Source organism: Tenacibaculum sp. MAR_2010_89, from assembly GCF_900105985.1.
Classification (GTDB): Bacteria; Bacteroidota; Bacteroidia; order Flavobacteriales; family Flavobacteriaceae; genus Polaribacter; species Polaribacter halocynthiae.
This window is the reverse complement of the sequence record NZ_FNUB01000005.1, coordinates 1,176,044-1,197,139: the sequence shown is the minus strand read 5'-3', so window position 1 is coordinate 1,197,139 and position 21,096 is coordinate 1,176,044. Positions and strand designations below refer to the sequence as shown.

The following is a 21,096-nucleotide window of genomic DNA, read 5'->3' as shown; positions in this document are numbered from 1 at the left end:
TCATGCTTCTTATTAATTAATGGTTAATTTCTAGTTCGTATGTTTTTTATTTTAATGTTGCATTAAACTTGTACCACTTCCTTGAAAGTAATGCAAAGGCACAGTAGCAGATATGTTTTGATGTAAAGAATTTATCCAAACATTAATTTTATGATTTTCATTTACTCTATAAACTTCACATTCTACTCCTGATAATTTTCCTTTTTCAATTTTAAGTTTATCCCCTATTTTTGGTAGTTTAACATTCGTTTCTACCTCTGTAATTTCTTTATCCTCGGTTAAAATTTTCATTTGCTTAATTTCCTTTTCAGAAACCTTTCCATATTCGTCTCCAAAACGGATATATGACCTTACAGAATCTACAGAAAGAGCTGTATGAAAATCTAGTTTAGATTTTATATTAACAAAAACATAACTAGGAAATAGAGGTGTATAAATTTTCTTTTTTCGATCACTCCATTGTCTTATTGTTAATCCCATTGGAAGAAATGATTCAATACCTAATCTTTTTAAATCATTATGAGCTCTTTTCTCATTATTAAACTTTACATGAAGCACATGCCACCCTATATTATTTTTCATTTTTCCTGTTTTTTTATCGACTGGATATGGCTTCGCCATTCCATGTCACATGGTTATTGCATTTAAAAAAAATTATAGTAATTTATTTAATCAATACTTAATTGTATTAACTATAAACATTGTGTTGTTAATGAAAGTTTAAAATTATTTTTAAACAAGTTCTTTATAATACCTCTATTAAAAGAATACTTTAACTATTAACAATTCAATGAACTTATCTTTTACTTATTGTTTATTCAAATTTAAAGCACAACTCTTATTTTTTAACTACACCAAAAGGTAGTTACATCGTTACACCTTAACTACTACACTTTTAGGTAGTTCTAATCTAATTTTTAAAATGACTTAATTAGTTACTACATGTTGTATTATTTTCCTTCTTAAGTTATTTTTATCGACTAAACATGGCTTCGCCATTCCATGTCACATGGTTGTTTAATTAAAAAATTAGAGTAATCTTTTTAATCAATACAATTTAGTACTGACTACAAACATTGTTTTGTTAACCTAAGTTTAAAGTATTTTTAAACAAACTCTTTTAATACCCCTATTAAAAGAACACTTTAACTATTAACAATTCAATGAACTTGACTTTTACTTATTCTTTATCCAAAGTTAAAGTACTTATGTAGCTTTTATGCTACACCATAAGGTAGTTACATTATTACACCTTAATTACTATACTTTTAGGTAGTGAGATTAAAAATTGAACATCCTTAAGATTCAAAAAAAGTAACGGGATTTCAATACAAAACACTTAAATCATTAAAAAAATGGAATTCTATGTTTTGTCAAAATTCTTAAAAGCTACTTATAGTTCTCAAAGTATTAATTAGAAATATAAAACCCATCTAACACACTTGTAAAACTCCTTTGAAAATTTTCATTACTTAAATTCTTTAATGGTAATATGTTTATCACTTTTTATATCACCAAATATTAAGTAACACTTAATATAATAAACTTAATAACTTTATACTACGTCATTAAATAAAACATTGACTTTTGGTAATTCATTAAAATCTTTTGATTCACCAATCAAATGCTTATTCTCTTGATAAAAATTAATTAATCCGTCATAAGACATACTTACTGGAATTGTTTCAGATCCTAAATAATTAATTGACTCTCCCACTATTTTAGTTTCAATTCCCATAAGTGACATAACTCGTAGCAACTTAGCATCACATTCAGCAAAAGCAATATTGTCTTTATGCATACAAACAGGCATAATAGCACAAACCATTAATTTTTTTAACAAATTAATATCACGTACTCCTTGTTTTATAGCAAATCTTCCAATATGCCATATCTCATTTATAGAATTCCCATTAGTACACATTAATGGATTTATTCCAAACATTTTTTGTATTGGAAGCATACTAATATAATCCCATTTTAAAACTCTTATAGTTCCTAGTATACTTTCGCTATTTTCTTTAATTACAAATATTTTTGAATTGTTTGAATAACTAACTTCTTCTTCATACACTGAACTAATTTCATTCTTGTAATTTGTTGAAGAGTTATTGTCTGTATGATGCTTAAAATTCTCTGTTACGATAAATTTAGACATGTTTAAGAATTCATTTTGACTTACTTTTGGTTGTTGGTTTTGAACTAGCATAGTGGTTTTTGTTTTAGCTAAAATTATTACAACCAGCATCCCAACACGCTACACAAAAGTTTAGTTATCAGATATATAACAAAAAACTACCTTTAAGGGTAGTTTTTCATTTTTTTTTAAAAACATCATTTATAGGGTAAATAAAACAACCAAAAAACAGTATAGTTTGGCTTCTTTTTAAATGTTAAAAAAAAACACTATTTTTAGGTTCCAAAAAAAATACTACTATGCCAAATGAAAATGACTTTTTTACATCTCGTAACACTGTCAATGAAATTTCTGAGAATGAAATAAGACAAAATATGAACTATGTAGAAGCAATTAAAGCTTTCGCAAGAACTACATATAAGAGTATTTATGTTATCGATTATGAAAAAAAAGGATTTGAATATGTTTCTGAAAATCCATTATTTTTATGCGGACACACAGCAGCTGAAGTTCAAGAAATGGGCTATGCTTTTTATTTTAAATATGTTATTAAAGATGATTTAGACTTATTATTAAAAATCAATACTATTGGTTTTGATTTTTTTGAAAACATACCAGTTGAGCAACGTATATACCATACTATTAGTTATGATTTTCATTTAAAGAACCCGGATGGAAAAACTATTTTAATAAATCAAAAACTAACTCCAGTATATTTAACACAATCTGGAAAAATTTGGAAAGCCATCTGTATCATTTCTTTATCATCTGAAAAACAATCTGGAAATATTAAGATCTATAAGAAAGGAGATAATAAAGTACTTAAATATGATCTAGAAGGTAACTTCTGGAAGACAATGGATAAAATAAAATTAACTGATCGAGAAAAAGAAGTTTTACAATTCTCTATAAGAGGATACACTATTGGTGAAATAGCAGATGCTATTTTTGTTTCTCCCGATACAGTTAAATTTCATAGAAGAAAATTATTTACAAAATTAGAAGTAGCTAATATTTCAGAAGCTATTTCTTCAGCTACAAATAATAAATTAATTTAATTACTATAAAGCATCATCTATTACCTTTGATAAATAAAATTCTGGGAATTTTTTAAATTTTTTCCCTGTTGCAATATTATAAAGTAAATGTGTGCACATTGCTGCTACTGACCACGATGCTATTGATAGTTGTGGGGGAGATAATGTACCTTCTTCTTTCCTATATTTTTCTATAACATCATCAATCCATAATTGAGGATTACCCCAAAATTTCAAATAACTTGAAGCATACTCTACCATAACAACTTCATTAAAATCTTGATCAGGTTTAGACAAGGTATCTAATGATAATCCATCTTTTGTTATAACTGTAACCAAACTACCCCAACCAATATTATATGGATGCAAAACTGGAATATTTAACTTTTGGCAAGTTGTATCAAAAATCAAAGGAACTGGTGAAGAAAAATCTAAAGCATTAATTGCTGCTTTATGACCTTCTATATGCTCTTTAACATTTTCAACAGTTAAAAAAAAATCTACACATTTGATTTTTGCATTTTTATTAATAGATAATAAACGCTTCTCTAATGCATCCACCTTATTATCAGTAATATCAGCCTCTGTATAATTTTGACGATTTAAATTAGATTTCTCAACTTGATCTCCATCAATAATAGTAATTGTCTCAAAACCAAAACGTAATGCACATTCTGCTATAACACTTCCTATTCCTCCACCTGCAAGCAGTATTGGAAAATCTTTTATTATTTTTTGTTCTTCTTCAGTCAGGTATATTCTATTCCTTATATATCTATCTTCCATTGTTATGTTTTATTACATCAAAAGTAAAGCAATCTAGATAATGTAATTTACACAAAAGGGTAGTTTTTAAATTTTAACTCTTTTATATTAGATTTCTTACTTCAAACTATTATTAAATAATTTCTTTTTTTATAAAAAAACATCCAAGATATTGATTTAAAGAATTTTTAAAAAAACGTTTTAAAACCAAATTCAATGCTCTTAAAACCGCTTTCTCTTTATTCAAAATTCATATATTTCATTAATTTACTACTTCCTCTCAAGTAACACTAGACGAGTTTATTTTTTATTTATTGATATTCCTGACTACTCTACCTTCTATACTAATAAAAAATTAACATTTTTTTAAACACTCTAAATCATTTCATTAACGAAACAAAAGAGTTTATCCATCTTATTCTAAAGCTCATCAGAATTAACAATATTCAACCTATGCGTTCTCTATACTTTTATCCCTTTATTTAAATCAAATACTTAATTATGTTTTTAAGAGTTTTATTATTTTTTATAATTACCATACTGAACACTTACTTATCTATATCCCAGGAACTTACTCAGAAAATCTCTGGAAAAGTTATAGATGCTACATCTAAACAGCCACTTATAGGCGCAACTATTACCATACCAAACACAAAACCTTTGTTAGGAGTTATAACAAATATAAATGGAGAATTTGAACTCAATAATGTTCCTATAGGAAGACAAGACATTAAAGTTTCTTTTATAGGCTATCAACCTATAATTACTAGAGGAGCACTTATTACATCGGCAAGAGCATATACAATTATTGTAGAAATGGAAGAATCTCTAGAAAATCTTAATGAAGTTCTAATTACCCCTATAAATGCGAAGCGCCCTTTAAACAAATCAGCAAAAGTTAGTGCTCGCTCTTTTTCCATAGAAGAGGCTACCCGCTTCGCAGGTGGATTAGGTGATCCTGCCAGAGTTGCTTACAATTTTGCTGGAGCTACTTTTGGATCCGCTCAAGATAATGGAGTCGTAATTCGTGGAAATTCTCCTACCAATGTATTATGGCGAATTGAAGGCATAGAAGTACCTGGCGCCTCACACTTTGGTGGCGGTAATCTTGCTGGTGCTGGTCTTGTTACTATTTTTAGCCCTAATGTATTAGGTACATCAGACTTTATAACTGGTGCTTTCCCTGCTGCTTATGGTAATGTTACTTCTGGTGTATTTGATATCAATTTTAGAAAAGGAAATAATGATGAAACCAAATATACAGGGCAATTAGGAATTCTAGGAGTTGATTTAGCAATAGAAGGTCCTCTAAAAAAAGGATCTAACTCCAGCTATCTTGTAAATTATCGTCATGGCTTTATCGGCTATTATGGAAGACTCGTAAGAGGTGTTTCTCCAGACTACCAAGACCTTTCATTTAAATTATATATCCCAACCGAAAACAGTGGAAACTTTTCCATGTGGGGTATGGCTGGAATAAGCTCCATATTTACTCCTTATAAAAAATACAAAGTAGATAAAAAAGATGGTGAAATAAAGCGTAGAGAAACTGAAAGAGATTTTAAACAAGACGATATTGATTTTGATATGATGGCAATTGGTGTAAATCATAAAATACAATTAAATAAAAAATCTTTTTTAAATAGTTCTATCGGTATAACAACTAGTGGCTACAAATCTAAAACAGAATGGTTCGAACCAGATTCAGAATTTTTAAATACAGGAACATTAACACCTTATAGTAATCTAGAAAATCGTGAAATTAAATACACTCTTACCACAAACTTATCTAATAAATTTTCTAAACGTATACATACTTCTACTGGAATTACTGCTGATTATCTTAGTCTAAAAGCAACCGCACGTCAAGTTGATAATTCTAAAGAACCATTAAAAGAATACCTAAACACTAAAGAAAACAGTTATTACTTTCAAACTTATACACAAACAGATTTTCAAATTTCGCCAAAATTTAGTGCACAACTTGGTGTTAATATTTCACACTTTAGTGTAAATAAAGAAACTACTATTGAACCCCGAGCAGGTATACAATGGAAAGCCTCACCAAAGCTTAAATTTGGGTTAGGCTATGGTTCACATAGTCGTAGAGAAGATTTAAAAGTCTATTATTTTAAGCATTTAGATAAAAATGGAGCAATCAGAAATAATAAACATATTAAAAAATCAAAAGCAAATCATTATGTTGCAAGTGTTGATTTGAAAATAAACAACAGTTTACATCTTAATGTAGAAGGTTATTACCAAAAATTACATGATGTACCTGTTGCTATAGATAGCTCATACTCTACCGCTAACTACACCCAGCTTTGGAAACTTGACAGAGCCTTGAATAATGATGGTACTGGTAAAAACATTGGAGTTGATATTACTTTAGAAAAGTATTTTAGTAACAACTATTATTATTTACTAACAGCATCTTTCTTCAACTCAAATTATGTTGGTGGTGATGGTATTGAAAGAAACTCTTTATTTAATAGAAGTTACTCAGCTACTCTAACTGCTGGTAAAGAATTTACTATTAGTAATAGTAAAGATATAGCCAACTATAAAAAAAGAACACTTGGCTTCAATTTTAATACAACTTATTTGGGCGGTCAACGTAATACTCCGTTTTTAGAAGCTCAAAGTACTGCAAAACAAAAAGTTGTTCTAGATCACGACCGATTATATAGCCTACAGAACGACCCAGAATTATGGGTTAATTTTGGAGTTACTTATAAAATTAATAAAAAGAAAAGCACAACCACTTGGGGATTGGATTTTCAAAATGCTACATTAGCAACACAAAATCAAGGATATGAATATAATTTTTTCACTAACAAAGTAGTTGATAATGATGTTTTATTTCTTCTTCCTAATTTTTATTATAAAATCGAATTTTAATTGAAATTACCTAATCTACAGTACACGAATCGTTTTTTTAATTGGAAATTAATTCTCCTTCTAGCATTTTACGCCATTACTTTTCAAGTAATTATTGATTTTTCTTACTGGCTACAAAACAATGAAGCCTTATTTAGTTTCAAAAACTTACTATCAAAATTTTTAATCAACTTCCCTAATCTTTTATTTATATGTTATTTAGATTATCGGTTAATTCAAAAATTAGACATCCATTTTTCATGGAATAATTATAGCAGCATGATAAAACGCTTCTTTATCGAATTTTTTTTAGGAATAATTATAATTATAGTTTGGGTAATACTCATCAATCTTATTATCTATCTATATAAAGGTCAAGAAATCATTCCTTTTAAAAAAATATTCTACAGCTCTATAATTGGTGTTATTATTAATATTTTATTAATCCTTACAATGGAATTTTATTTTCAATATACTAGACATTATGAAACGGCCTTGGATAATGCATGGTTAAAAAAAGAAAATTCTCATTTTCAATATGAAATATTAAAAAATCAACTTAATCCTCACTTTTTATTTAATAGTTTAAACACACTCTCAGCATTGGTAAGCTTTGATGGTAATAAAGCGAAAGAATTTACAAGGAAATTATCCAATGTATATAGACACGTATTAGAACAACACAATAAAGAATTGATTACTTTAGAAGAAGAGATTAATTTTTTGAAAGATTATATTTTCTTATTAAAAACACGTTTTGAATCTAATTTACAAATCTCTGTTCAAATAAAAGATGTCCATCTTACAAAAAAAATAATTCCAATGGCATTACAAATTTTAATTGAAAATGCTGTAAAACATAATAGTATTACAGATAGTAAACCACTAAAAATTAATATAATCTCTGACGCTAATTCAATTACAGTACATAATATTATTCAGCACAAGAAAAGTGAGGCGTCTTGGGGTATTGGGTTAAAAAATATCCGTATGCAATACGCTAAATTTAATCAAGAGATTAATGTTATAGTAACCCCAAACGATTTTAAAGTAATTTTACCCTTTTTATAAAATAATGAATATTCTTATTATAGAAGACGAAGTATTAGCGCAACGAGAATTAATAGAAATGCTCCATCAAACTGGTACAGAAATTAATATTGTTGCTTGTTTAAAATCAGTTTCAGATAGCATAGATTGGTTTACTACTAATGAAAATGGGTGTGATCTCATATTTATGGACATAGAACTTGCGGATGGACAATGTTTTCAAATTTTTTCAGACATAACACCTAAAGCTCCTATTATATTCCTAACTGCATATCATGAATATGCGATACAAGCTTTTAAACTAAACAGTATTGATTATTTGTTAAAACCTGTTGATCAAAAGAACCTGAAAGGGGCTCTTCAAAAACACGAAATGTTAATTCAGAAGAAGCAGACTATTTCGATGCAAGAACTACAAGTACTACTTCAATCTCCTCAAAAAGAATATAAAGATCGATTTACTATTAAAATCGGTGATGTTTTTCGGTATGTTCATACTAGTGAAATTGCTTATTTCTTTTCTGATGCTAAATACACTTATTTAGTAACTTATAAAAAAGACAAGTTTCTATTAGACCCTTCTCTTAATGAAATAGAAGTAAAACTTAATCCCAAAATGTTCTTTCGAGTATCTCGCAAGTATATTATCAATATCGATGCTGTAGAAAAAGCCTCTAAATTTTTCAACAGTCGCCTTAAACTTAAACTGAAATTACCTGTAGATGATGACATCCTCATAAGTAGAGTAAAAGTTATTCAGTTTTTAGATTGGATGGGAAATGATTAAAACAGCTTCACTTATCAACTACTAGCTATAAGTCATAGTCTATTATTTTTTTTTGACATGTCTTAAAAAGAAAATAAAAAACCCATCAACAAAATATGGTGATGAATCTTGGCTAGTAACGGGAATTAGACTCGAACCAGTGACCTTCAGGTTGTGAATATAAAACTATTTGCTTATATAACAGAATACGCAATTAAATCCAATAAAAACAATTGATATAATTTATTTTTATGTGTGCTGTATTAAAATTATTAATCAACAAAAAAGAAGTTTTTTATGTTAAAAAAAACTTTATATTTGATTTACCTATGGATTAATAAAATGTTACGTTTAGCACGTTTCGTAGGCAACTTGAATAGGAAGATGGAAAGTTGCTTAGTGTTTTGGAAACACAGCGAAAAAATTAAGGTTTCTTCTACTTTATTACAATTAAGTATACTCCAAAACCTCAGACTAAGAGGTGTTTTTCTAGACCTTAGAGTTTAGTCTTATTTCAATTTAAGTTATATCCAACCAAATCACAAGGTGATTAAAAGGTTGTATTCTATAATTTTTATTGAAATAAAATGAATACTAAATACAAAGATTTAATAGAACAAACATTTGATTTTCCTCAAGAGGAATTTCACACCCATAATGGAAACTTATTCTTTCATGGAATAGATTTAATGGAATTAATTAAACAATACGGAACACCATTAAAATTTACGTATTTACCAAAAATTTCCAAAAACATTAAAAGAGCCCAAAAGTGGTTTAATAACGCTATATCTAAATTAGATTACAATGGCAAATACCATTACTCATACTGCACTAAAAGCTCACACTTTAAATATATCCTTGAAGAAGCTTTAAAAAACGATATACATATAGAAACTTCTTCAGCATTTGATATTGATATTATCAAATCTTTAAAGAAAAAAGGAAAGTTAAATGATAATGCTTATGTATTATGTAACGGTTTTAAACGTGATACTTACATAGAGAACATTGTTAATTTAATAGATGGCGGGCATAAAAATTGTATTCCCATTATTGATAATTTTGAAGAGTTGAATTTATTGTTAGATAAGACTAATAATCAATTTAAGGTAGGAATTCGTATTGCTTCAGAAGAAGAACCTAAATTTGAATTTTATACAAGTCGTTTAGGTATTGGTTATAAAAACATTGTGTCTTTTTACGAAAGAGAAATAGCTAACAATCCGCAAGTAAAATTAAAAATGCTTCATTTTTTTATCAATACAGGTATAAAGGATAATGCATATTATTGGAACGAACTACTGAAGTGTTTAAAAGTTTATATCGATTTAAAGAAAGTTTGTCCAACATTAGATAGTTTAAATATTGGAGGCGGGTTTCCAATCAAAAACTCATTAGCTTTTAATTACGATTACGAGTATATGGTTGAAGAAATAATAACCCAGGTAAAAACAACTTGTGATGAGGCTGGAGTTAATGTCCCAGATATTTTTACCGAATTCGGAAGCTTTACCGTAGGAGAAGCTGGAGGAGCTATTTATGAAGTACTATATCAAAAAAAACAAAACGATCGAGAAAAATGGAATATGATAAACTCATCTTTCATTACTACACTACCTGATTCTTGGGCGATTAATAAACGCTTTATTATGCTTCCAGTTAATAAATGGAATAGACAATACGAGCGTGTTTTATTGGGCGGGTTAACTTGTGATAGTGATGATTATTATAATTCAGAACAACATATAAATGCCATTTATTTACCCGTTTATGAAAAAGAGAAACCATTATACATTGGCTTTTTCAATTCAGGAGCTTATCAAGAAACCATTGGTGGATTTGGTGGATTACAGCATTGTTTAATTCCACATCCAAAACATGTTTTAATTCAAGAAGACGAGAACGGAAATATAAAAACACAATTATTTAAAGAACAACAAACAAGTAAAGAATTTCTTTCAATTTTAGGATATGAAAACTAATAGAACTTATGCAGGAATTGCAGAAGAATACTCAAAATTAGAAACTTCAAAAGTAGTATTAATTCCTGTGCCTTTTGACGGAACAAGTACATGGCAAAAAGGTGCTGATAAAGGAGCAGAAGCATTTTTAAAAGCATCAGAAAACATGGAACTTTATGATATAGAAACAAATAGTGAAGTCTACAAAGAAGGAATTTATTTAGCTGACGCTGTAACAGAAAATAGCTCGCCAGAAGCTATGGTAGAGGCTGTACATGAAGTAACTAAAAGGTTTATTAACAAGAATAAATTTGTAACACTATTTGGAGGAGAACATTCAATTTCAATAGGAAGTATTAAAGCTTTTAATGAATGCTACAACAACCTAACAGTATTACACATAGATGCACACGCAGATTTAAGAAAAGAATATAATGGTTCTTCTTGCAATCATGCTTGTGCTGTATATGAAGCCAATCAGAATACTAATTTGGTACAAGTAGGTATTCGTAGTATGGATGTTTCAGAAACCCGAGTAATGAACAAGGATAAAGTGTTTTTTGCTCATGAAATGGCTACGAACGAATACTGGATGGATGATGTAATTGATCAATTAACAGGGAATGTTTTTATCACTTTTGATTTAGATGCTTTAGATCCTTCTATAATGCCAAGTACTGGAACTCCAGAACCAGGAGGATTGTTTTGGTATGAAACTTTAGAGTTTTTACAAAAAGTATTTAAAGCTAAAAATGTAGTTGGATTTGATATTGTAGAGCTATGTCCTAATCCATCAGAAAAATCATCTGATTTTTTAGCTGCTAAATTGTATTATAAAATGTTAAGCTATAAATTTTCTTTAAAAGATGATGATTATGAAGAAGATGAAAATAATGACTCACCATTTAATAAACTTTCAAAATTTAGAGATAATGATGAATACTAATAGACATCCAATATCAGACTTTATAGAAAAGTATTTTTTGCACTTTAATGCTGCGGCATTAGTAGATGCAGCAAAAGGATATGAAGAACAATTAGAACAAGGTTCTAAAATGCTAGTGTCATTAGCTGGAGCAATGAGTACAGCTGAAATAGGGAAAATATTTTCAGAGATAATTCGTCAAGACAAAGTACACATTATTTCATGTACAGGAGCTAATTTAGAGGAAGATATTATGAATTTAGTGGCACATTCACATTATAAACGTGTTCCTAATTATCGTGATTTAACACCGCAAGACGAATGGGATTTACTCTTGAAAGGTTTGAATAGAGTAACAGATACTTGTATTCCAGAAGATGAAGCTTTTAGACGTTTACAGAAACATATTTTTAAAATATGGAAAGAAGCAGAGGAAAATGATGAAAGCTATTTTCCACATGAATTTATGTACAAGTTATTATTATCTGGTGTTTTAGAAGAATACTATGAGATAGATATTAAAGATTCTTGGATGTATGCAGCAGCACAAAAAAACTTACCAATGGTAGTTCCTGGTTGGGAAGATTCAACAATGGGAAATATTTTTGCCTCTTATGTGCTTAAAGGTGATTTAAAAGCCTCAACCATGAAGTCTGGTATTGAATATATGACTTTTTTGGCTGATTGGTATACAGATAATTCAAATAATGGAATCGGTTTCTTTCAAATTGGTGGAGGAATTGCAGGAGATTTTCCTATCTGTGTAGTTCCAATGCTGTATCAAGATATGGAAAGAGAAGATACTCCGTTCTGGAGTTACTTCTGTCAAATATCAGATTCTACAACTAGCTATGGTTCATATTCAGGAGCCGTTCCAAATGAGAAAATCACTTGGGGAAAACTAGACATTGATACGCCAAAATATATTATAGAAAGTGATGCCACTATAGTTGCACCGTTAATTTTTGCTTATTTATTAAATATGTAAAATTATGAAAAGAATAATTGTAGACTACAACAAATTAACCACAGATATATTAAACTTATTAGTTGAAAAATATCCTGATGGTTACGAATACAGCGATATTATTTTCTTTCAAAATGCAGAAGGAAAAACAATAAATGCTGTTGAAGTTAGAACTAATGATACTATTTATTTAGTAAAAATTAGTAGAAAGTTAGAAGAAACAATGGATGATTATATAGAAGATGAGAACTCTTTTGATGAAGAAAATTTTTTAGATGATAACTTTTAACCAATCTAGCTATGAAGTATAATTATTATTCAAGTGAAGAAAAAATAGACGAAACAGGTACTTTTATAACTTTTCAATTTGGGTATTATAGTTTTCTTTTAGAAAATGGAGAAGAAATTGTTTTTGAAGAAATAAAAAAAGATGTGATAGAAAAGTACAATTTAAAATCAGGTAAGTTTCAAGGAAAAAAATTTAATATTACTTATTCTGTATTAACTGAAGATCTTGATGACGAAGATTTTGTAGTTTTAAGATTAGATAACTTAGAAATTATATAATTATGAGTGCAAACTTTCATTTATCATTACCTTGTAAAGATGTGGCAACTACTAAGACTTTTTATACAAAAGTTTTTAATGTAGAATTAGGAAGGAATACTAACTCTTGGTTAGATATTAATTTATTTGGAAATCAAATTACTTTTACCAAGTCAGGTGAATTTAATTTTGAATTTAAAAATTATAGATTAGAAGAACATATTTTACCTTCATTCCATTTCGGAATTATATTAGATATCGATGAATTTGGTAAACTTTATGGGAAACTATTACAAATGGATATAGGAGTAACAATTGAAACAACCTTTATGAAAGGAAATGTTGGTGAACACTTGTCCTTTTTTGTAAAAGACCCAAATAGCTATATGATAGAGTTTAAAAGTTTTAAAGAGAAATCATCAATATTTAAATCTTAATTCTAAGCAGAAAGAGTAACGAATAATATAATACATTTTGTTTTATATGAAACATAAAAAAAGGCTTCACAGAAATGTGAAGCCTTGTCATTACTAGTAGCGGGAACTGGACTCGAACCAGTGACCTTCGGGTTATGAGCCCGACGAGCTACCTACTGCTCTATCCCGCGATTTGCGGTTGCAAATATACGTCTTTTTTATCTTTATAAACAAATAAAAAGCATCTTTTTATTCGCAAAAAACATAACCACTACAATTACAGACCATTAAAAATCCTTTTTATTTTTAAAAACCATGTATCTTTGCCTCATGGTACACAAAGCAGGATTTGTAAATATTATTGGTAATCCAAACGTTGGTAAATCAACTTTAATGAACGCCTTCGTTGGTGAAAAACTTTCTATAATTACTTCTAAAGCACAAACTACTAGACATCGTATTTTAGGAATTGTGAATAATGATAATTATCAAGTTGTTTTTTCTGATACACCTGGTATTATAAAACCAGCTTATGAGCTACAAGAATCTATGATGGATTTCGTAAAAGCAGCTTTTGAAGATGCTGATGTGCTCATATACATGGTAGAAATGGGAGAAAAAGAGCTAAAAAACGAAGCTTTTTTCAATAAAATAATTCACAGTAAAATACCGGTAATTTTATTGTTAAATAAAATAGATAAATCTAGTCAAGAGGAAGTAGAAGATAAAATTAACTACTGGAAAAATAAAGTTCCAAATTCATTTGTTTATATAATATCTGCTCTTGAAAAATTCAATGTTGAAAATGTTTTTCAAAAAATCATAGAACTTTTACCTGAAGGCCCAGCTTTTTATCCTAAAGATCAATTAACAGACAAACCTGAACGTTTTTTTGTTAATGAAAAAATTAGAGAAAAAATACTACAACATTATAAAAAAGAAATTCCATATTCTGTTGAAATAGAAACAGAAAGTTTTACTGAAGAAGAAGATATTATAAAAATTCGCTCAGTAATTATGGTTGAACGTGATACCCAAAAAGGTATTATAATTGGTCATAAAGGAAGTGCAATTAAACGAGTTGGTACAGAAGCTCGTAAAGATTTACAGCGTTTTTTTGATAAAAAAGTTTTTCTTGATTTATATGTAAAAGTTAACAAAAACTGGCGTTCTAATGATAAACAATTAAAACGTTTTGGATATAAAGATTAACTTTATTTAATATTTTTTAAAATCTGCTTAGTAAATTCTTTAAGTTCATCCATCTGCTTTTTCCCAGTTGATTTACCTATACTTCCTATGGCATATAGTACAATCCATAGTAAAGGTAAAACTACAAGCATTACTATAGGAAAAAATCCACTTTTTTTTAAAGACCAATTACTATATGCAACTACAGCAAAAATTAAAAATGCAGTAGCAACACCAAAGTGTATAAACATAAACAATGTCCAAACCTGGGGCTTAGGACCAAACAAACCTTTAATTTTACTTGTATATTCAGTTAACTCTTCAATTTCTATTTGTAATTGCGGTGACCAATAATGGTTTTCTTTCTCAGGCACATCAACTATAATATGATTATCAACAACCTTCATTTTAAACTTCTGGTTTTCGTCTATGTTAGTTTTTATTTTTTCAAGTAATAAATCGGCTTTCATTTCAAAATCTATTTGAAACCTTGGCTTTAAAAAAATTTGATTGTATAATGTATTATCCATTACCTAGCTAATTGATTTTATCAAATTTACAATTTTAAAACAATTATTAACTAATCATAACAAATACTTACACTTACACTAACTTTTAGTTAAAAAAGAACTTACAGCTTTGCCTGAAATATAAAAACCATGAAAAATTTAGCACAAAGTATTATTGCATTATCTTTTTTATTCATTGCAAGTTGTAATGATGACTCTCCAGCTCCTGCCCTTGAAAACACTAATGTGAATTTTAAACATAAAACAACAATTAAAGTAGGCGGTGAAGGTGCTTCAAAAATAACTGCTTATGATGCGAAAACTAAAAAAATATTTATTGTAAATGTTGAAAAAAAAGAAATCTCAATTTATGACATAACAAATTTAAATACACCTGTAAAAAAAACACCAATAACAATAACAAGTGGATCACCTAATAGCGTTAGTATATACAATGGTAAATTAGCTGTAGCTATTGAAAATAACAATAAACAAAGTAATGGGAAAATTGCGCTTTACAATACAGATGATCAATCATTAGAAGCTTCTTTTACTGTAGGGGCATTACCTGACATGGTCACTTTTTCTAAAGATGGGAAAATGATTGTTTGCGCAAACGAAGGTGAACCTAATAAAGACTATACTAATGACCCTTTAGGAAGTGTTAGCATTATTTCTATTGAAAACAAACAAATAACTACTCTTGATTTTTCTTCGTTTAACTCTCAAGAGGCTGAATTAGAAAGTAAAGGTTTTAGAGTATTTGGCCCCAATGCTACTTTAGCTAAAGATGTTGAACCAGAATACATAACTATTTCAGATGATTCAAAAACTGCTTGGGTTTCACTTCAAGAAAACAACGGAATTGCCAAAATAAATTTGATTACAAAAACAATAGAAACTATTTATCCTTTAGGTTTTAAAGACTATAGCATAGCTAAAAACTCAATTGACCCAAGTAATAAAGACGGTAAAAAAGAATTACGACAAGTACCAGTTTACGGAATGTATCAACCTGATGCTATAACTCATGTTACTATAAAAGGAGTTGGTTATGTTATCTCAGCAAATGAAGGTGACGCTAGAGAGTATGATGGAACTCCTGGATTTGTTAATGAAGAAAGAATTAAAAAAATAAAATTAGACCCAACTGTTTTTCCTTCTGTAAATGATTATCAAAATGAAGCTAATTTAGGAAGATTAAAAATTGCTTTAGATATAGGCGATACAGATAATGACGGAGATTATGATAAATTATATTCTTATGGTGCACGCTCTTTTAGTATTTGGTCTGAAAATGGAAATTTAATTTACGACAGTGGAAATACAATTGCTAAAGAACTACTAGCAACTACTTCTGATAAATTTAATGATGACGATAAAAGAAGTGACGATAAAGGTGCCGAACCTGAAAGCGTAGAAGTTTTAAATATAGCTAATCAACGTTATATTCTATTTGTTGGCCTTGAAAGAACTGACCAAGTATTAGTATATGATATTTCTAATCCTGCTGCTCCAATATTTTTAACTATTCTATCTCATAATGGTGATGAAGCTCCAGAAGGATTATTAGCTATTCCTTCAAAGGATAGCCCTAATAGTAAAGATTTACTTATTGTATCTAATGAAGATAGTGGAACTGTTAGTATTTATGAAAATTTAAAATAAAACTAAAAAAAATGCAACTAAACAACTATTGGTGAGCAATCAATAGTTGTTTTGTTTTATAGAAACACTACCTTTGCAAAATGAGTAATATTATAGCAATAGTAGGAAGACCAAACGTAGGTAAATCTACCTTATTTAACCGTTTAGTTCAACGTAGAGAAGCAATAGTTGATTCTGTAAGTGGTGTTACAAGAGACAGGCACTATGGAAAATCAGAATGGAACGGTAAAGAATTTTCTGTAATTGATACAGGAGGATATGTAGTTGGGTCAGATGATATCTTTGAAGGTGAAATTAGAAAACAGGTACAATTAGCTATTGATGAAGCTGATATTATAGTATTTGTGGTAGATGTAGAGCAAGGAATTACTCCTATGGATGATGCTGTAGCTAAAATATTACGCCAAGTTAAAAAGCCTCTTTTTATGGCTGTAAACAAGGTAGATAACGCCATGAGAGATGCTGATGCTGTAGAGTTTTACAATCTTGGATTAGGTGATTATTATACTATATCTTCTATAAATGGTAGTGGTACTGGAGAATTATTAGATGCTGTAGTTGAGGCTATTCCTGAACCAGATCAAGAAGAAGAAGAAAGTGAACTACCTCGTTTTGCTATAGTTGGAAGACCTAATGCTGGAAAATCATCTTTTATCAATGCTTTAATTGGAGAAGACAGAAACATTGTTACCAATATTGCTGGTACAACTAGAGATTCTATAGATACAAAATATAATAGATTTGGTTTTGAATTCAATTTAGTAGATACAGCTGGAATTAGAAAAAAATCAAAAGTTAAAGAAGATTTAGAGTTCTATTCCGTAATGAGAGCTGTAAGAGCAATTGAACATTGTGATGTTGCTGTTCTAGTAATTGATGCAACAAGAGATTTTGAAGGTCAAGATGAAAAAATATTTTGGTTAGCTGAGAAAAACAGAAAAGGAGTTGTTATTCTAGTTAATAAATGGGATTTAGTTGAAAAACAAACCAATACTATGCGTGATTTTGAAGCGCAGATACGTAAAAAAATAGCTCCTTTTACTGATGTACCAATTGTATTTACTTCTGTACTTACAAAACAACGTATATTCAAAGCTATTGAAACTGCTGTTGAAGTATTTGAAAACAGAAAACGTCGTATTCAAACTAGTAAGTTAAATGAAACTATGCTAGAAATTATACAACATAATCCACCACCAGCAACTAAAGGTAAATATATCAAAATTAAATACTGTATGCAGTTACCTACGCATACTCCCCAATTTGCCTTCTTTGCTAATTTACCTCAATATATTAGAGATCCATATAGACGTTATATAGAAAATCAATTACGTGAACATTATAACTATACAGGTGTTCCTATAAGTATCTATTTTAGACAGAAATAAGTTTAACATTTTTTTAATGAAACGTTAGTAGTTTTTTCTCGTCTTTTGTGCATTGAAATTTATATGTACAAAAACTATGAAAAAACTACTATATGCTTTTATATTTTTATTTAGCACCCATTTTTTTGCACAATCATACCCCTTTAAAATAACAGGGAAAATTCAAACAGAAAAAGAAAAAACAGCTATTGAAGCTGCGACAATTCACTTAGAAAAAATAAAAGATAGCTCAGTTGTTTCTTATACAATATCTGACGACAAAGGTTTTTTCTCTTTAGAAGGAAAATCATTTCATAAAAACCTTAAACTTTTTGTGTCTTTTGTTGGAATGAAAAATTACTCGAAATTAATTTCTCTTGACAAAAAATCATTATATAATCTTGGTAACATATCTCTAGATGAAGAAGGCACTCTTCTTAGTGAGGTTGTAATAAAATCAAGAGCGCCTATTACTGTTAAAAAAGATACTTTAGAGTTTAATGTAAAGTCTTTTAAAACAAAGAAAGATGCAAATGTTGAAGATTTATTAAAAAAACTTCCAGGTGTTGAAGTAGATGAAGCAGGTAAAATTACTGTAAATGGAAAACCTGTTAATAAGATTTTGGTAAATGGAAAACCTTTTTTTGGTAACGACCCCTCAATTACAACTAAAAATTTAACAAAAGAAATTATTGAAAAAGTTCAAATTACAGATACTAAATCTAAATCTGATGCTTTTAGTGGTGGTAAAGGAGATGCTAATAATAAAACAATAAACCTTACAATAAAAAAGGAAAATAACAAAGGATGGTTTGGAAGAATTTCAGCAGGTGCAGGAACTGATAAACGCTATGAAGGTGCCACAATGGTTAATCGTTTTAATAATGATAGAAGAATTAGTGTATTAGCTAGTACCAATAATATTAATTCTCCTGGATTTAGTTTTGGTGAAATTCAAAAAATGTTTGGAGGAGGTAACACATGGTTCAGTAGTAATGGATCTTTCAGTGTAAACGGAAGACGTTTTGGAGGCGGCCAAGGAATTATTAAATCTAAAACTGCAGGAGTTACTTATGCAGATACTTATAAAAAAGGTTTAGATGTTAATTTAAACTATTTTTATTCTGGTAGTTCTTCTAACAATGACTCTAAAAGAAATAGAGAAAATATTTTACCTGATGGTAGTCGTTATTTTTCTAACTCAAACTCTTCTACTTTTGATGAAAATGATAATCATAGTATAGATGCTGAATTTGATATAGAAATCGACTCAACATTTTTAATCAATGTTGCCCCTAGGTTTATAAAAAATGATAGAGAGGGAACTTATAACAATCTTCAAGAATCTTTTGATAAAGACAAAACATTAACCAATAAATCTTTTATCAACTCTAGATCTAAATCAAGTGCCAATAATTTTGAAAATGATATTGATATTACTAAACGATTAAATAGTAAAGGTTCTTTTATTAAAGCTTCTATTACCAATCAAATTGATAAAGCTAATACTGAAAATTACAATATTTCTAAAACAGAAATTTTTGGAACTTCACCTTCTGTAGAAAACAGAAATCAATTTAGTGATATTAAAAATAATTTAAATAGTTTCAGAACAAGTGTAAGCTATCGCTATGCAATAATTTCTAAAAAACTATTTTTAGATTTCGAATATCGTTATAGAAAAAATGAACGTGAAAATGTAAATAATACTTTTGACTTTAATAGTTCTTTAAATCAGTATACCGATTTCAATACAGATTTAAGCTCAAACTTTAAATCAGACGACATTACCAAAACCCCTTCTTTAGGTATTGCTTATAAAGTTAAAAAGTGGCGTTTTGACATTGAAGCTGGATATGTTAATAGAACTCTAAAAAACAATGATCAGTTAAGACCTAATTTAAACTTAAAGAAAGATTTTAATGCTTTAAAACTTAGAAGTACATTTAGGTATCGTTTTGATTCAAAAGCATCAATATACTTCGATTATAATTTAGAAAATGATGCTCCTTCTATAACTCAATTGCAACCTTTTAAAAATGTTAGTAATCCACTAAATATAATAACTGGTAACCCTTCTTTAAAACCAATTAAAAGACATAGAGTATATCTTAACTTCAACAAATACAATTGGCAAAAAAGAACAGGAATGTTTATCTATGCTGGAGGTGATTTAGTAAATAACCAAGTAGTTTCTAAGAGTAGTATTGATGCTAACTTTGTTAGAACTACAACTTATGAAAATGTAAATGGCGGATACAACTTTTGGGGTGGCGGTAGCTACAGTAAACAAGTAAAACTAGATTCTATTACCACTATAAAACTAAGAATTGGAACTAATATTAACGGAAATAGAAGCATTAACTTCTTTAATGATATACAATATAAATCAACAACAACATCAATATCTCCTAATATTGGTTTTACGTTTGAATGGAATAAAATTATAAGTATTGAGCCTAGATATTCAGTATCGTTATCAAATACAACTTTTGATATTGATAATTTTAACAACTTAAACTTTACAAGACACAATTTAAATATTAGAACGAAAACAAACTTCCCTAAAAAATTAGAGTGGAGAAATGATATACGATATAGTTACAACCCCAATGTAGTAGGATTTAACAACTCTGCTTGGTTTTGGAACTCTACCTTAGCTTATTCTGTAATGAAAGATAAAGGAACAATCACTTTAAAAGCTTATGATTTATTAAAACAGAATAATAATGCCAGAAGAACATCAACATCTAACTATATTCAAGATTCTGAAAGTACTGTACTTCAACAATATTTTATGTTAGGGTTTAGCTGGAAATTTAATAGTTTAGGTAAGAAAGGAAAAATTCGAGACTACGGAAGTCATTTTTAATCAGCCTTAAAAACTCAATAAAAAGCCATTATA

The 21,096-nt window shown here is 28.7% G+C and carries 18 protein-coding genes and 1 tRNA gene; 14 read left to right on the top strand and 5 right to left on the bottom strand.

Going from position 1 to position 21,096, the window contains the following annotated elements; translation table 11 throughout:
* Positions 1–51: 51 nt before the first annotated feature.
* On the bottom strand, positions 52–582 hold the full coding sequence (locus tag BLV71_RS08875; RefSeq protein ID WP_093871995.1) for a UpxY family transcription antiterminator: 531 nt from the start codon (positions 580–582) through the stop codon (positions 52–54).
* 973 nt (positions 583–1,555) lie between these two features.
* Positions 1,556–2,209 (bottom strand): hypothetical protein, encoded by a 654-nt coding sequence (locus tag BLV71_RS08870; RefSeq protein ID WP_143032770.1) that lies wholly within the window; start codon positions 2,207–2,209, stop codon positions 1,556–1,558.
* A 227-nt stretch (positions 2,210–2,436) separates the two neighbouring features.
* Here BLV71_RS08870 and BLV71_RS08865 point away from each other — a divergent pair, with 227 nt between their 5' ends.
* Complete coding sequence (locus tag BLV71_RS08865; RefSeq protein WP_093870200.1) at positions 2,437–3,195, top strand: response regulator transcription factor; 759 nt, start codon at positions 2,437–2,439, stop codon at positions 3,193–3,195.
* A 3-nt stretch (positions 3,196–3,198) separates the two neighbouring features.
* Here BLV71_RS08865 and BLV71_RS08860 read toward each other — a convergent pair whose 3' ends face one another.
* Positions 3,199–3,960 carry a ThiF family adenylyltransferase gene (locus tag BLV71_RS08860; RefSeq protein WP_093870199.1) on the bottom strand — a complete coding sequence of 254 codons (762 nt, stop codon included), beginning with the start codon at positions 3,958–3,960 and terminating at the stop codon, positions 3,199–3,201.
* Between the two features lie 480 nt (positions 3,961–4,440).
* Between BLV71_RS08860 and BLV71_RS08855 the strand changes: the two genes are divergently transcribed.
* The 9 genes from BLV71_RS08855 (at position 4,441) to BLV71_RS08815 (ending at position 13,477) form a co-directional block, all read left to right on the top strand.
* On the top strand, positions 4,441–6,843 hold the full coding sequence (locus BLV71_RS08855) for a TonB-dependent receptor (protein WP_093870198.1): 2,403 nt from the start codon (positions 4,441–4,443) through the stop codon (positions 6,841–6,843).
* Positions 6,844–7,893, top strand: a complete 1,050-nt coding sequence (locus BLV71_RS08850; protein WP_093870197.1) for a sensor histidine kinase — start codon at positions 6,844–6,846, stop codon at positions 7,891–7,893.
* A gap of 4 nt (positions 7,894–7,897) precedes the next feature.
* Positions 7,898–8,659 carry a LytR/AlgR family response regulator transcription factor gene (locus BLV71_RS08845; protein ID WP_093870196.1) on the top strand — a complete coding sequence of 254 codons (762 nt, stop codon included), beginning with the start codon at positions 7,898–7,900 and terminating at the stop codon, positions 8,657–8,659.
* Between the two features lie 566 nt (positions 8,660–9,225).
* Positions 9,226–10,623 carry an arginine decarboxylase gene (locus BLV71_RS08840; RefSeq protein ID WP_093870195.1) on the top strand — a complete coding sequence of 466 codons (1,398 nt, stop codon included), beginning with the start codon at positions 9,226–9,228 and terminating at the stop codon, positions 10,621–10,623.
* On the top strand, positions 10,613–11,548 hold the full coding sequence (gene speB / locus BLV71_RS08835) for an agmatinase (RefSeq protein ID WP_093870194.1): 936 nt from the start codon (positions 10,613–10,615) through the stop codon (positions 11,546–11,548). The genes BLV71_RS08840 and speB overlap by 11 nt, the downstream gene beginning before the upstream one ends.
* Positions 11,538–12,515, top strand: a complete 978-nt coding sequence (locus BLV71_RS08830; protein ID WP_093871994.1) for a deoxyhypusine synthase family protein — start codon at positions 11,538–11,540, stop codon at positions 12,513–12,515. Before speB ends, BLV71_RS08830 begins: the two co-directional genes overlap by 11 nt.
* 4 nt (positions 12,516–12,519) lie before the next feature.
* Positions 12,520–12,783: a hypothetical protein gene (locus BLV71_RS08825; RefSeq protein ID WP_093870193.1), complete on the top strand. Its 264-nt coding sequence runs from the start codon at positions 12,520–12,522 to the stop codon at positions 12,781–12,783.
* Between the two features lie 11 nt (positions 12,784–12,794).
* A complete protein-coding gene (locus tag BLV71_RS08820) occupies positions 12,795–13,061 on the top strand; it encodes a hypothetical protein (protein ID WP_093870192.1) in 267 nt (88 codons plus the stop codon).
* A gap of 2 nt (positions 13,062–13,063) precedes the next feature.
* Positions 13,064–13,477 carry a VOC family protein gene (locus tag BLV71_RS08815; RefSeq protein WP_093870191.1) on the top strand — a complete coding sequence of 138 codons (414 nt, stop codon included), beginning with the start codon at positions 13,064–13,066 and terminating at the stop codon, positions 13,475–13,477.
* A 97-nt stretch (positions 13,478–13,574) separates the two neighbouring features.
* Here the strand turns inward: BLV71_RS08815 and BLV71_RS08810 are convergent.
* A tRNA-Met gene (locus BLV71_RS08810) sits at positions 13,575–13,647 on the bottom strand.
* Between the two features lie 139 nt (positions 13,648–13,786).
* On the opposite strand from BLV71_RS08810, the gene era reads away from it, so the two are divergent.
* Complete coding sequence (gene era / locus BLV71_RS08805; protein ID WP_093870190.1) at positions 13,787–14,668, top strand: GTPase Era; 882 nt, start codon at positions 13,787–13,789, stop codon at positions 14,666–14,668.
* 2 nt (positions 14,669–14,670) lie between these two features.
* Here the strand turns inward: era and BLV71_RS08800 are convergent, their stop codons facing one another.
* Positions 14,671–15,177, bottom strand: coding sequence for a hypothetical protein (locus tag BLV71_RS08800; RefSeq protein WP_093870189.1), 507 nt, complete (start codon positions 15,175–15,177; stop codon positions 14,671–14,673).
* A 129-nt stretch (positions 15,178–15,306) separates the two neighbouring features.
* Here BLV71_RS08800 and BLV71_RS08795 point away from each other — a divergent pair, with 129 nt between their 5' ends.
* The 3 genes from BLV71_RS08795 (at position 15,307) to BLV71_RS08785 (ending at position 21,063) form a co-directional block, all read left to right on the top strand.
* Complete coding sequence (locus BLV71_RS08795) at positions 15,307–16,824, top strand: choice-of-anchor I family protein (RefSeq protein WP_093870188.1); 1,518 nt, start codon at positions 15,307–15,309, stop codon at positions 16,822–16,824.
* Positions 16,825–16,904: 80 nt separating this feature from the next.
* Positions 16,905–18,212, top strand: coding sequence for a ribosome biogenesis GTPase Der (gene der / locus BLV71_RS08790; protein ID WP_093870187.1), 1,308 nt, complete (start codon positions 16,905–16,907; stop codon positions 18,210–18,212).
* Positions 18,213–18,288: 76 nt separating this feature from the next.
* Complete coding sequence (locus BLV71_RS08785; protein ID WP_093870186.1) at positions 18,289–21,063, top strand: outer membrane beta-barrel protein; 2,775 nt, start codon at positions 18,289–18,291, stop codon at positions 21,061–21,063.
* Positions 21,064–21,096: the final 33 nt, after the last annotated feature.